At 64.1% G+C, this 12,533-nt stretch carries 14 protein-coding genes and 1 pseudogene; 8 read left to right on the top strand and 7 right to left on the bottom strand.

Going from position 1 to position 12,533, the window contains the following annotated elements; translation table 11 throughout:
* Positions 1 to 3: 3 nt before the first annotated feature.
* A complete protein-coding gene (locus tag X750_RS139695) occupies positions 4 to 939 on the top strand; it encodes a prephenate/arogenate dehydrogenase family protein (RefSeq protein ID WP_023748510.1) in 936 nt (311 codons plus the stop codon).
* A gap of 7 nt (positions 940 to 946) precedes the next feature.
* On the opposite strand, the gene X750_RS139700 is transcribed toward X750_RS139695, so the two are convergent.
* Both X750_RS139700 and X750_RS139705 read right to left on the bottom strand, forming a co-directional pair.
* Complete coding sequence (locus tag X750_RS139700) at positions 947 to 1,870, bottom strand: sugar kinase (protein ID WP_023748509.1); 924 nt, start codon at positions 1,868 to 1,870, stop codon at positions 947 to 949.
* 124 nt (positions 1,871 to 1,994) lie between these two features.
* Positions 1,995 to 2,993, bottom strand: a complete 999-nt coding sequence (locus X750_RS139705; protein ID WP_023748508.1) for a DUF2125 domain-containing protein — start codon at positions 2,991 to 2,993, stop codon at positions 1,995 to 1,997.
* 124 nt (positions 2,994 to 3,117) lie between these two features.
* On the opposite strand from X750_RS139705, the gene X750_RS139710 reads away from it, so the two are divergent.
* From X750_RS139710 to X750_RS01000000163335, 3 genes and pseudogenes are all read left to right on the top strand, one after another.
* Entirely contained in the window at positions 3,118 to 3,651 is a 534-nt protein-coding gene (locus X750_RS139710) for a gamma-glutamylcyclotransferase (protein ID WP_023748507.1), read from the top strand.
* 164 nt (positions 3,652 to 3,815) lie between these two features.
* Positions 3,816 to 4,763, top strand: coding sequence for an aldo/keto reductase (locus X750_RS139715; RefSeq protein ID WP_023731073.1), 948 nt, complete (start codon positions 3,816 to 3,818; stop codon positions 4,761 to 4,763).
* 83 nt (positions 4,764 to 4,846) lie between these two features.
* Positions 4,847 to 5,472, top strand: a pseudogene (locus tag X750_RS01000000163335) (LysE family translocator).
* Between the two features lie 69 nt (positions 5,473 to 5,541).
* Here X750_RS01000000163335 and X750_RS139720 read toward each other — a convergent pair.
* Complete coding sequence (locus tag X750_RS139720) at positions 5,542 to 6,351, bottom strand: 1-acyl-sn-glycerol-3-phosphate acyltransferase (RefSeq protein WP_023748506.1); 810 nt, start codon at positions 6,349 to 6,351, stop codon at positions 5,542 to 5,544.
* A 115-nt stretch (positions 6,352 to 6,466) separates the two neighbouring features.
* Positions 6,467 to 7,372 carry a LysR family transcriptional regulator gene (locus X750_RS139725; RefSeq protein ID WP_023748505.1) on the bottom strand — a complete coding sequence of 302 codons (906 nt, stop codon included), beginning with the start codon at positions 7,370 to 7,372 and terminating at the stop codon, positions 6,467 to 6,469.
* 114 nt (positions 7,373 to 7,486) lie between these two features.
* Here X750_RS139725 and X750_RS139730 point away from each other — a divergent pair, with 114 nt between their 5' ends.
* Positions 7,487 to 8,119, top strand: a complete 633-nt coding sequence (locus X750_RS139730; protein ID WP_023748504.1) for a pyridoxamine 5'-phosphate oxidase family protein — start codon at positions 7,487 to 7,489, stop codon at positions 8,117 to 8,119.
* Between the two features lie 98 nt (positions 8,120 to 8,217).
* Here X750_RS139730 and X750_RS139735 read toward each other — a convergent pair whose 3' ends face one another.
* The 3 genes from X750_RS139735 to ftsE all read right to left on the bottom strand — a co-directional run bounded on the left by X750_RS139735 (position 8,218) and on the right by ftsE (position 10,712).
* On the bottom strand, positions 8,218 to 8,898 hold the full coding sequence (locus tag X750_RS139735) for a YdcF family protein (RefSeq protein WP_245271908.1): 681 nt from the start codon (positions 8,896 to 8,898) through the stop codon (positions 8,218 to 8,220).
* Between the two features lie 172 nt (positions 8,899 to 9,070).
* Complete coding sequence (locus tag X750_RS139740; RefSeq protein WP_023748502.1) at positions 9,071 to 10,060, bottom strand: ABC transporter permease; 990 nt, start codon at positions 10,058 to 10,060, stop codon at positions 9,071 to 9,073.
* Positions 10,053 to 10,712: a cell division ATP-binding protein FtsE gene (ftsE, locus tag X750_RS139745; RefSeq protein ID WP_023685344.1), complete on the bottom strand. Its 660-nt coding sequence runs from the start codon at positions 10,710 to 10,712 to the stop codon at positions 10,053 to 10,055. Before ftsE ends, X750_RS139740 begins: the two co-directional genes overlap by 8 nt.
* A 180-nt stretch (positions 10,713 to 10,892) precedes the next feature.
* Between ftsE and X750_RS139750 the strand changes: the two genes are divergently transcribed.
* The 3 genes from X750_RS139750 to X750_RS139760 all read left to right on the top strand — a co-directional run bounded on the left by X750_RS139750 (position 10,893) and on the right by X750_RS139760 (position 12,530).
* Positions 10,893 to 11,528, top strand: a complete 636-nt coding sequence (locus X750_RS139750; RefSeq protein WP_023685343.1) for a hypothetical protein — start codon at positions 10,893 to 10,895, stop codon at positions 11,526 to 11,528.
* Between the two features lie 23 nt (positions 11,529 to 11,551).
* A complete protein-coding gene (gene hpt, locus X750_RS139755) occupies positions 11,552 to 12,094 on the top strand; it encodes a hypoxanthine phosphoribosyltransferase (protein WP_023673315.1) in 543 nt (180 codons plus the stop codon).
* 64 nt (positions 12,095 to 12,158) lie between these two features.
* Positions 12,159 to 12,530: a response regulator gene (locus X750_RS139760; RefSeq protein ID WP_023698715.1), complete on the top strand. Its 372-nt coding sequence runs from the start codon at positions 12,159 to 12,161 to the stop codon at positions 12,528 to 12,530.
* The last annotated feature ends 3 nt before the right edge of the window (positions 12,531 to 12,533 follow it).

Raw genomic sequence — 12,533 nt, 5'->3', positions numbered from 1 at the left:
ACAATGACATTACCGATGTTTGAAAAGATCGCGCTGGTCGGCATCGGCCTGATTGGCTCGTCGCTGGCCCGCATCATCCGCCGCGAGGGCCTGGCCCGCCATGTCGCCATCGCGACGCGCAGCCCGGCCACGTTGGCACGGGCGAAGGAGCTCGGTCTTGGCGAGAGCTACACCACCGACGCCAGGGAAGCGGTCCGCGACGCCGACCTGATCATCGTCTCGGTGCCGGTGGGATCGTCGGGCGAGGTGGCGCAAGAGATCGCAGCGGCGCTGAAAAAAGGCGCCATCCTCACCGATGTCGGTTCGACCAAGGCCTCCGTCATTGCGCAAATGCAGCCCTATGTGCCGGACGGCGTGCACTTCATTCCGGGACACCCGCTGGCGGGTACGGAGAAATCGGGCCCGGATGCGGGTTTCGCCGAGCTGTTCGAAAACCGCTGGTGCATCTTCACGCCGCTGCCGGGAACCGATCCGGCCGCGCTGGAAAAGCTGTCGGAATTCTGGCGGCGCTGCGGCTCCAACATCGACACGATGGACCCGCAGCATCATGACATGACGCTGGCCATCGTCTCGCATCTGCCGCACATCATCGCCTACAACATCGTCGGCACCGCTGACGATCTGGAATCGGTGACCAAGTCGGAAGTGATCAAATATTCGGCTTCCGGTTTCCGCGACTTCACCCGTCTGGCCGCCTCCGACCCGACCATGTGGCGCGACGTGTGCCTGCACAACAAGGATGCCATCCTGGAAATGCTGGCGCGCTTTTCGGAGGACCTCGCCTCGCTGCAGCGGGCGATCCGCTGGGGCGACGGCGACAAGCTGTTCGACCTGTTCACCCGCACCCGGGCCGTTCGCCGTTCGATCATCGAGGCCGGCCAGGATATCGACGCGCCGGATTTCGGCCGGCAGGCGGTCGAGCACCCGGTGAAAAGTTAAATCTGTTTCAGACGGGCCAGGTCGCCGCGACCATGGCCATTGTCTCGGCCCGGTCCGGCGCGCCCAGCCGGCCGCCGAAGCGCTGGCATTTGAGCGCGGCCGCCGCGCTGGCAAAGCGCAAGGCCTGCTCGATAGGCATGGCTTCGGCAAGCCCGACGGCAAAGGCACCGTGAAACACGTCGCCGGCGGCAAGCGTGTCGACCGCCTTGATCTTCGGCGCCGCGATGTGGCGCACGCATCCGGCGGACCGGTCATGCCACCAGCTTCCCGCGGCGCCGCCGGTCACCGCGACAAAGGCGTCTGTGCGGCTGGCGAGGTCGGCGCAGGCGGTTTCGGGATTCAGCGCGTGGCCGCAGACGATGCGTGCAGCCGTCTCCGAAGCGACGATGTGCGACGCCAGCGGCAACAGACGCTCCAGCACCTCCAGCGGCGCCGTGTCGGCGTCGAGGATTGCCGGGCAACCGGCGTCGCGCGCGGCGGTCAAGGCAAGAGCGGCGGCGCCCGGCCAGCGCACATCGACCAGCACGGCATCGAAGCCGGAAAGATCGGCGACAGGCACCGCCTCGGGGTCGGCCTGCGCCTTTGGGTCGTAGAAGGGCACGATGATGCGCTCGCCATGAGCGTCGACCAGGATCGCGGCCAGCGCCGAGCGGGCGCCTTCGACGCGGCGGACAAAGTCGCAATCGACGCCCTCGGCCTCGATGCCGGCCAGCAATTGGTCGCCGACGGCATCGTCACCTGCACTTGCCCACAGGAACACCTCGGCGCCGAGACGGCGGGCGGCGCAGGCAGCACTTGTCGCCATGCCCGAGGCGATCTGGATGCCGTCCGAGGCGATGAACTTGCCCTGATGCGTGGGCAGGGTTTCGACGCGCAGGATGGTATCCAGCGTCAGCGCGCCAACGCTCAGCAGTTTCACCGGTCGGTTCATGCGTCGGCTTGCTCGAGCATGATCTCTCCCCAAAAGCCGTTGCCGCTCTTTGCGATCATGCTCTATCTCTTTGTTTTAACGCAATTCCGGACGGAAAACTGCTCACACTTTTCCTGGAATTGCTCTAATCGAGCGGCTTGATCTTGCCCAGCGGAATGAAGCCGAGCGAGACCTTGCCCTTCACCACCTTGAGCGGCATCGACGGTTCGTTGCCGAGCAGCGCCAGACCGGCAAAGCCTTGCTCGATCTGGCTCTTCTGCTCGGGGATTGCGGTGGCGAGGATTGCCGCCACGGCTTTGGGATCCTGCAGCTTGATCGTCAGGTCGGCATTGACCTGGCCGTTGGCGTCGACCGACACCGGGCCGGAGACGGTGATGCGCGCGGTTCCCGACGACAGATCGAGCTTGTGGATGCCGACCGCCTGGCCGCGCAGGCTCCTGGCCTGCGTCTTCATCAGCGCGACGCCGTTCTTCAGCGTCGCGTCGCCGCTGCCGTCGAGCGGCGGCAGCACGCGCCCGCCGATCGCGTCGGCGTCGATCTCAAGATCGGTGAAGCTTCCGGTATAGCCAAGGTCCTGACCGTCCGGCCGCAACTCGCCCGCCGCCGTTCCGGCGCTGAACAGTGAAACCGGGTCGGTGTCGTCGGCCGGATCGGTCTGGCCGGACAAGCTCTCGGCCTGCAGCGAAATGCTGCGTGGCAAGGGCCAGGAGAGCTTGGCATTGGCCTGCAGATTGTCCCAATCGATCCATAGCGGCGCCATCCCCGGCACCGAGGTGCGCAGCGGCCCACGCAACTCGGCGGCAGGCGACAAAGGCCGGATGAGCTCTGCAACGAAGTTGAAGCTACCTGCCGAGGCGGCAACGTTCCTGGCGTCGTCCTCGTAAGCCAGATTGTCACAGGAGATGGCAAAACTCAGGGGGTAGCCGCTGACGGTGAGGTTGGCGCAGCCGGCCTCGATGCCTTTGTCCTTGAGCGAGGCCACCGCCTTGTCGGCTTCGCTGCTGACGCGACCGGCGACATAGAACCAGACCGCGCTGTAGACGCCGAACAGCATAATGACCAAGGCAGCGAGCCACATCAGCCGGCGGCGAAACTTCGACGGACGCTCGTCACTTGACGTCATGCTGCGGCTTTCATTAACGCGGGCGTGTTGCGGGTGGACTGTGGCTTACGCAACAAGCAAAAAGAACAGAAGAGCACCGATTCCGATGCGGCGGCGTCACTCTCGTGCAATCAGGCTTGGCGATATGGGCGATTTTTGGGTTTTTGGCTACGGCTCGCTGATCTGGCGACCGGGATTCGCGCATGTCGAGACACGGCGCGCGCGGCTTTACGGCTACCGCCGGTGGCTGTGCGTCTATTCCTTCGTGCATCGCGGCACGCGCCAGCGGCCGGGCCTGGTGCTAGGCCTCGACCGTGGCGGCTCCTGCATCGGGCTGGCCTTTCGCGTGCCCGGCGAGCTGCGCGATGAGGTGCTGACCTATCTGCGCGAGCGCGAATTGGTGACCAGCGTCTACCTCGAGCGTGTGCTCGATATCAGCCTCGACGGGAATGGGGCGGCCGCGGGAGAGAGAGTGAAAGCGGTCGCCTATATCGTCGACCGCCAGCATGAGCAGTATGCCGGCGGGCTCGACCCCGCGCATGCGGCAGGTGTTATCCGTGGCGCCGTCGGCCAGTCCGGAAACAACGAGGACTATGTGCTCAACACGCTGCAGCATCTCGCGGCGCTGGGTATCAGCGACCACTGGCTGGAAGAGGTGGCGAAGCGGATCGCCTCGTGAGCCAGTGGACCACGGCGAGCCTGCAGGCGAAGCGCTCGCGCCTTTGTGAAGCGCTGGCCCGCTGGAAAAATTGGCTGAGGCCTTTGACCTCGGCGCGGCGAGACCTAGCTTAGCTGCGGCCCGGAGCATTCGGGTCCCCCGCCGCCAGCCCACGGAGCCCCGTCTTGCAAAAACGCCGTCTCGGTCAAACCGACCTTTCCATCGCGCCGCTGGTTCTGGGCGGTAATGTCTTCGGCTGGACCGCGGACGAGAAGACCTCCTTCGACCTGCTCGACCGGTTCGGCGACGCCGGCCTCAACGCTATCGATACGGCCGATGCCTATTCGCGCTGGGTGCCCGGCCACGCGGGCGGCGAGTCCGAGACCATCATCGGCAAATGGATGAAAAGCCGCGGCAACCGTGACAAGATCATCGTCATCACCAAAGTCGGCTCGGATATGGGACAAGGCAAGAAGGATCTGTCCGCTGCCCATATCGAAAGGGCGGTCGAGGCGTCGCTTGAGCGGCTGCAGACCGATGTGATCGACCTCTATTTGTCGCACTGGCCGGACCCGACCACGCCTTACGAAGAGACGCTCGGCGCCTACCAGAAGCTGCTCGCTGCCGGCAAGGTCCGCCATATCGGCGCCTCGAATCTTGACGCCGGCCAGCTGCGCGCCGCGCTCGATGTTGCCAGCCTGCGCGGGCTGCCGCGCTACAGCGTGCTGCAGCCGGAATACAATCTCTACGACCGCTCATCCTTCGACGGGCCGCTGCATGATCTGTGCGTGGCCGAGGATATCGGCGTCATCACCTATTTCAGCCTCGCCAAGGGGTTTTTGAGCGGCAAATACCGTAGCGAGGCCGATCTCGGCAAAAGTGAACGCGGCGGCGGCGTGAAGGCTTATCTCAATGCGCGCGGCATGCGCATTCTGGCCGCACTCGACACTGTGGCGGCGCGCCATTCGGCCAAGCAGGCGGAAGTAGCACTCGCCTGGGTGATGGCGCAGCCCGGCATCACCGCGCCGATCGCCAGCGCCACGACGCTGGACCAGGTCGACAGCCTGGTGCGCGCCGCATCGCTGAAGCTCAGCGCGGAGGATCTCGTGGCGCTGGACAAGGCCAGCGCCTAGCCGCGCAGGTTCGGCACGATCGTTCAAGACGACGGCTGTCCGCCTTGCCACACTGTTCTCCATTATTGTGGAGAAGAGGCAGCATGGCCGCAGACATTCTTTCGCAGGCGCAGCCCTGGCAGCAATTGCTGGCGCTGGTGCTGGCGGCAACCGTCGTCATGGGCAGTCCTGGCCCGGCGACGATCAGCGTCACGGCGATAGGGCCGCCTTCGGCCTGCGCAATTCGCTTCACTACACATCGGGGATCATTTTAGGCACGGTCGCGGTGCTGCTGGTCGTGGCCACCGGCATCAAGGCTATCCTCACCTCGATGCCGGGCGTAGCGCCAGTGCTGGCGGTCGCTTCCGCCGCCTATATTCTCTACCTCGCCTACAGAATAGCGACAGCGCCGCCGCTGGCCGCGCGTGACAGCAGCGCGGTTCTGCCGACCTTCCTCGGCGGCTTCCTGCTCGCCGTTGCCAACCCGAAAGCCTATGTGGCGATTGCTGCGGTCCTTGCTGGCTCCGCGACCGCAGCCGGCGCCGATGCTCTCGGCATCCCGGCCAGGCTGGCGGTTCTCACCCTGATGATCGTAGCCATCCATATGCTGTGGCTGCTGGCCGGCGCGGCCTTCGCCCGCACCCTGCGCCAGCCGCTGGCGTCGCGGATCATCAATCTGGCCTTCGCGGCGACGCTGGTGCTGACCACGGCGCTGGCGGCGTGGCCTTGAGCCGGCCCGCAGAAGAGATCAAGCTTTGGTCTTTTTTGTTTTGGCGCAATTCAGGACGGAAAAAACCGCTCACACTTTTCCTGGAATTGCTTTGGCGGCCGCGGCGAGTTCGGCCAGCCGCTTGACCGCCGTCGGCGGCATTTGCGGCGGGTTAGGAGCCTGCGATGCCTCGATCAGCAGCTGGTCGCAGGCGACTTCCGTATCGCCGATCAGCCGGTCCATGAATTCGTCCTTGCCGAGCCCGGGCGGAATCGGCGGCAGGAAGCGGGCCTTGATGGTGCCGGGAAAGCGCAAGAATTTGCGGCGAGGCCAATAGAGGCCGGCGACATGGGCGACCGGTACCACCGGGACGCCAAGCTGCGTATAGAGCTCGACAATGCCGTATTTGTAAGCCGGCTCGTCGCCTGGCGCTCGGCGCGTGCCTTCGGGGTAGATAATCAGCTGGCGCGGATTGCGCGCCATCTCCTGCTTTGTCGATGCAACGACCTGCTTCAACGCCTTGGAGCGGCTGCCGCGGTGAACCGGGATCATCCGCATCTTCAGGATGTACCAGCCGAAGAAGGGGATCCAGGTCAGCTCGCGCTTCAGGATATAAAGCGGATCGTGGAGGAAGGGAAAGAAAGCGATCGCGTCCCAAAACGACTGGTGTTTCGGCGCCAGGATGAAAGAGCCCTCCGGCAGGTTCTCGACGCCGGTGATGTCGCTCCTGGTGCCGGCGATCTTGTCGTAGAGCCACAGGCTGGTGCGCGACCAGAATTTCGGCACGAACCAGGCGCGATGGCGTGGCGAGAGGAAGTAGTAAGGGGTCCAGAGGACCATCTGGACGATCAGATTGACATAGAAGACGAAGTTGAACGCCAGCGAGCGGATATAGAGCATGCGGGGAAGGGCCCGTTGAGGAGGTGTGCGTTGGTTACACCAAGCGCGGGCAAAAAGGAAACGCCGCAATGGCCTGACATAGGCCGGCTCGCCACTGACTCAAGCCAGTCTCAACTCACCACGTCGCCTGCAATAGCCGCTGCTTCAGCCGCGGAGCGGCGAAATCGAGGAACGCCCTGAGTTTCACCGCCAGCAGGCCTTGGCCGGCATGGACGAGGCTCACCGGCCACGGCTGCGGCTCGAAGGGTCGCAAGACCGGGACGAGCACGCCGGAACGTACTGCGTCCGCGATCTGGTAGGAGAGCACCCGCGTCATCCCGGCGCCTGCAATCGCGGCATCGATTGCAGCTTCCGCCGTGTTGACGCGCAGCCGTGAGTGGATCGGCACGATCAGTTCGCCCTTGTCGCCGGCAAAGCTCCAGCTGGCGAGCGCTGCAGGCCCTTCGAAACTGATGCATTCATGCGCGGCCATATCGTCCGGCGTCCGCGGCATGCCATGCGCGGCGATATAGGCGGGGCTGGCGCACACGACGCGACGGATCGCGCCGACGCGGATGGCAACGAGGCTCGAAGGCGCAAGCTCGCCGATGCGGATGGCAAGGTCGAGATGTTCCTCCGCCAGTTGGGTTATCCGGTCAGCCAGCGTCAGGCGAATGTTGACTTGAGGATAAGCCGCCAGGAATTCGGTGACGACAGGCAGCACGTGCAGGCGACCAAAGACGACCGGCGCGGTGATGAACAGGTCGCCGGTCGGCGTGCTGTATTCGCCGGCAGCGGTGCGTTCGGCTTCGCCGACCTCGCCGAGGATGCGGCGGCAGGCGGCGAGATAGGCCTGGCCGGCATCGGTCAGCGTGAGCTGCCGGGTCGAACGGTTCAGCAGGCGCGCCTGAAGGTGCTTCTCGAGGTCGGAAACCTTGCGGCTGACCGTTGCCAGTGGAATGCCGAAATGGCGGCCGGCAGCGGAAAGGCTGCCCGCTTCTACCGCGGCGACGAACAGCGACATGGCCTCGAGCCGATCCATAGCTTCTTCCGGAAATTGGGAGGATAGCTTGCAACTATGCCATCTACATCCAAAACATGGAAGGACCTACTTCTTCGCGTACAATGGCCGTGTTTCGGTCTCGCGGAGGCTTCCATGAATGCACATACTTTCACCAGCGATGTCGCCTTCACGCCGACGGTCAAGGCGATCCAGACCCGCAAAGGTTCGCGCAAGGGCTATGCCAGCGCCGAGGAGCGCGGCGGATGGCGCGCCCATATCACGCCCGACCTCGCCGACTTCATCGCGGCGCAGACCAGCGTCTTCCTGTCGACGGCAAATGGCGAGGGTCAGCCCTATATCCAGCATCGCGGCGGGCCAGCTGGCTTCCTCAAGGTGCTGGACGAGAAGACCATCGGCTTTGCCGATTTCTCCGGGAACAGGCAGTTCATCACACAGGGGAATCTCGCCGACAACAACCAGGCATTCCTGTTCCTGATCGACTATGCGCATCGCCAGCGCGTCAAGATCTGGGGCACGGCGCGCGTCGTCGAGGACGATGCCGAGCTTCTGGCAAGGCTGATGCCGCAGGACTACAAGGCGCGCCCCGAGCAGGTCATCCTGTTCACCGTCTCGGCCTGGGATGCCAATTGCCCGCAACACATTCCGCAGCGATTCGAGGCCGCCGATGTCGCGGCCGCACTCGCCGAACGCGACAAGCGGATTGAAAGCCTCGAACAGGAGATTGCGCGGTTGCGTGGCGCGGAAGACGGCACGGCCAAGGGGTAATCGAGCGCCGTCAGAGTCGTCTGTTTGGACGCAATTCCCAAGGGAAAGCGTACGTGCTTTTCCCGGGAAAACCGCTACACACTTTTCCTGGAATTGCTTTAGTCCTTGGCGGTCGAAACCTCGGCCAGTGCGACGCTGTCGGCAGTCTGGCGGACCGGGACGACGCCGCGCGCAAGCGCCAGCAGGTATTTGCTGTATTCGGTCAGAAGCACGCGTAGCGCTTCCGGCTTGGTCAGCCAGTCGCCATTGTCCAGATTGGTGTTGACCACCGGATAGGGTTCAAGCCTGGCGCCATGCAGCAGGCGGCCCATCTCGAGCAGGCTGCGCGGCATGTGGTAATTGTTGGTGACGAGGATGACGCTGCCATAGGCGTGGCTCTCCACCCATTTAGCGCTTTCCTCGGCATTGCCGATCGTGTCGAGCGCGGCGCGGTCGATGTCGACACAGCAGGAAAACAGCGCCTTGTCGCCGCCGGTAGCAGCCTGCAATTGGCGGCGGCTGGCAGAGGGATGCACGCCTGAGATCAGCAGCCGCTCGCCCTTGCCGGAGGCAAGCAGATCGAGTGCTGCGTCGAGGCGGGCCTGACCGCCGGTCAAGACGATGATCGCATCGGCCTTGGCCGGGTTGGTCGGGGTCGTCATGTGGCTGACCTTGCTGGCGAACCAGCCGAAGCCACCGGCAAACAGGGCCACCAGCAGCAGTAGACAGAGGGAGGCGAGACGCAGGGCGGTGCGCAAACGGCCCAGCCCGGTGCGCATACGCGAACGCACCACTGGCATCTGTCCAGCCGTTCCGGTCGACTCCCGCGCGTTCATCATCCTATGGTTAATCCTGAAATGCCTTTTTGGTAAGGAAAAAAGCGCACATTGCGTTACGTCGGTTTTCGATCCGTGATCGTCCCTTCCATTCCTGTCCTTGCCCCCGAACTGTTTTCGCTTCTGCCCTCACGGGTCACCCCGCATCCGGCTGGCGGACATCGATGTCGCTGAGATAGGCGACGACGGTGGCGTGCGAGGTCGCCGCCGTCAGTCCGCCGATCACCAGCACCATCAGGCCGACGCCGAGATAGCCTGCCGATCCGATGGCGAAATTGCCGAACAAAGCGGTGGCCTGGTCGGCCTGCGGCGTTGCCATGTTGCGCGACGACCACCAGGAAAAGACGATGAAAACCAGGATCGCGGCTGTGCCGCCGGCGGCTGCGCCCTTCATCCCGGTGACCAGGAAATGCCAGCGGAATTCGCGCGCGATGAAGCGCGCCTCGGCGCCGACGAAATGCAGCACTTCGATGATATGGCCGTTACCCGCCATGGCGCCGCGCGTCGCAAACACTACGGTCAGCACCGTCGCCGACAGCATCAGGACCAGCACGGCGATGCCGATGGTGACCGTGGTGCGGGCCATGGCGACCAGCCGGTCGACCCATGTACGGTGATCGTCGAGCGAAGCACTCGGCAGCTTGGGCGTGAGCGCCGCACGGATGGCGCTGAAGTCGGGCGGGCTGGTCTCGTCGATGGTGACGATGATCAGGCGCGGCACCGGCAATTCGTCGATATTCAGGCCCGAGCCCAGCCATGGCTCCAAAAGGCGCGCGGTGGCGTCGCGATCGATGATCCGGGTTTCCTTCACGCCGGGGAATTCGCCGACGATCTGCGAGGCCTGGGCAAGGGCTGCCTCCATGTCGAGGCCGTCGACCGGCTTGATCTGAATCGTCGCCTCGCGCGAGATCTGGTTTTCCCAGACCGAGGCAGTGTCGCGCACCAGCGTGACGGCGCCGAAAGTCAGGCAGGACAGGAAGGTCATGATGGCGATGACCAGCACCAAGGCGCGGCCGGCAATATTCTGCGCCGGCACGATCGGCGCCATGCGGCGCTGGACGCGCTGCGTCGTCGTTGCGGGCTCGGCGGCGTCTTCATGCAGCTGTTCGGCCGATAGCTCAGTCATAAATATCCAGCCTTCCGCCGGCCAGGATCATGCGGCGCGCGTCGACCTGTTCCATCAGGCCGAGATCGTGAGTGGCGATCACCACCGCGGTGCCGAGCCGGTTGAGCTCAATGAACAGCCTGAGCAACCGGCGCGCCAGCGGCGGGTCGACATTGCCGGTCGGCTCGTCGGCAAGCAGGATTTCGGGCTGTTCGATCAAGGCCCGAGCGATTGCCGCGCGCTGCTTTTCGCCGCCCGAAAGGACCGGCGGCAGCACATGCATGCGCTCGCCCAGGCCGACCCATTTCAAAAGTTCGGTGACGTCGGTGCGGTAGCTCGCTTCCTCGCGGCCGCGCACGCGCAGCGGCAGAGCGACATTCTCATAGGTGGTCATGTGGTCGAGCAGGCGGAAATCCTGGAACACCACGCCGATGCGGCGCCTGAGATGCGGCAGTTCAGCGCGCGAGATGCGCGAGCGGTCCTTGCCGAAGATGGTGATCAGCCCGCGTGTCGGCTTCAGCGACATGAACAGAAGGCGCAGCAGCGTCGTCTTGCCGGCGCCCGAGGGCCCGCTCAGGAACTGGAAGGAGCTCTCCGGAATGTGCAGGGAGATGTCGCGGAGGATTTCCGGACCCATGCCATAGCGAAGGCCGACATTTTCGAAGCGGATCACGTGCGACGACCTGAGGTGTGTGGCGGCGGCGTGCCAACCCTTTCTGTCCAACGACCATCGGCCGCCATGGTTAACCGTCGGTTAATTTTCGCTGTTTTTGAATGCGTCACAAGGGTTCCGGTGGGGAAGCGTTAACCATTTCCATTTACGCAAAAGAAACGAAAAGGCAACAGCGGGGCCATGATGGCTGAGCAACGAACCGCGCGCCCGGTTTCCGGCGAAATCATGACCGGGACAAGTGTCGCACCGGAATCGCGTCCTGTGGCGACCGACATCGTCGATGCGGATTATGAGGTGCTGCCGCAGCTGATCCCACTGATAGAAGCCATGCCGACGCCGGCGCGCGACATCGCGACGCCGTCGATGGAAGGCATGGAGATGCTGCGCAAATCAGATGCGTCAGCCGGGCGGCCGGCATCGCGTGGCGGGCCGATCTTCTGGATTGCCGGCATCGGTGCGGCGCTTGCCGCCTTCTGGGTCTCGGGTGGCCATGCGCTGGTGCGCCAGACGCCGTTCTGGTCAGTCGAACAGCCGGAGGGCGCCGTACTCAGCATTGCCGGCGTCACGTCGCGTGTCGACGCCTCAGGACCCGCCCCGGTGCTGTTCGTGGATGGCGAGGCCGTCAATGACGGTTTGAAGGCGGGACAATTGCCGCCGCTGGAGATACGTGTCACCGGCAATGACAGCCGCATCACCCGTTATACTCTGGGGACATCCAACCGTTCTCTGGCGCCCGGCGAAAGATTCGGCTTTTCCAGCCGCCTCGATGTGCCTAGAAACGGCGTCAAGGCCGTGGCGGTCACCTTCGCCGGCTAGTCGGTTCTCTGGAAAGGTTGTTGATGCCAGTTGTGCGCGGCAAGGACATCGAGGTCCTGTTTTCGGCGTCCGCGATCGCGCGGCGCAATCTCGAACTCGCCAAGGAGATCGCCGAGCACGACTATCACGACCTGCTGGTGATTTCGGTGCTGAAGGGCTCGTTCATCTTCGCCGCCGATCTGATCCGCGCCATGCACGATGTCGGGCTGTCGCCCGAGGTCGAGTTCATCTTCATTTCCAGCTATGGCGCCGGCACCACCAGCGGCGAGGTGAGGGTGCTGCGCGACATCGACAATGAGGTCGCCGGCCGCGACGTGCTGCTGATCGACGATATCCTGGAGTCGGGCAAGACGCTCTCCTTCACCCGCAACCTGATGCTGTCGCGCGGCGCCAAAAGCTGCGCCATCGCGGTGCTGTTGGACAAGCGCATGCGCCGCCAGACCGAGCTGAACGCCGACTATGTCGGCTTCGACTGTCCCGATTACTTCGTCGTCGGCTACGGCATGGACGTCGCTCACGCTTTTCGCGAACTGCCGTTTGTCGGTGTCGTCAAAGGCGATGCCTGAGAAAAGGCCCCCGACGCTTCAAATTTTCAGAAAAAGTCAACTTTTGCCCGCCAAATTCCGGCCCATGGCAAAGCTTCTGATCGTCGAGGACGATGAGTCCGTCCGCACCCTCGCCGCCCGCGCGCTCGAACGCGCCGGGCACTCGATCGATATCGCCGCCGACGGCGCGCAGGGGCTGGCGATGGTCAGTGCTGCAGGCGGCGGTTACGACCTCGTCGTCTCCGATATCCGCATGCCGGAAATGGACGGCATCGAGATGGCGATCGCCGCAGCCAAGCTTTTCCCTGACATGAAGATCCTGCTGATGACCGGCTATGCCGACCAGCGCGAGCGCGCCGAGGAATTGAACGGCGTCATTATCGACGTCGTGCAAAAGCCTTTCACGCTGGCTGAAATCCGCTCGCGGGTCGACCAGGCGCTCGCCTGCTTCGCCTGACAC

The sequence above is a fragment of the Mesorhizobium sp. LNJC391B00 genome, from assembly GCF_000502535.1.
GTDB lineage: Bacteria > Pseudomonadota > Alphaproteobacteria > Rhizobiales > Rhizobiaceae > Mesorhizobium.
Note: the sequence above shows the minus strand (reverse complement) of the source record. Positions and strands in the feature narration are given on the sequence as shown.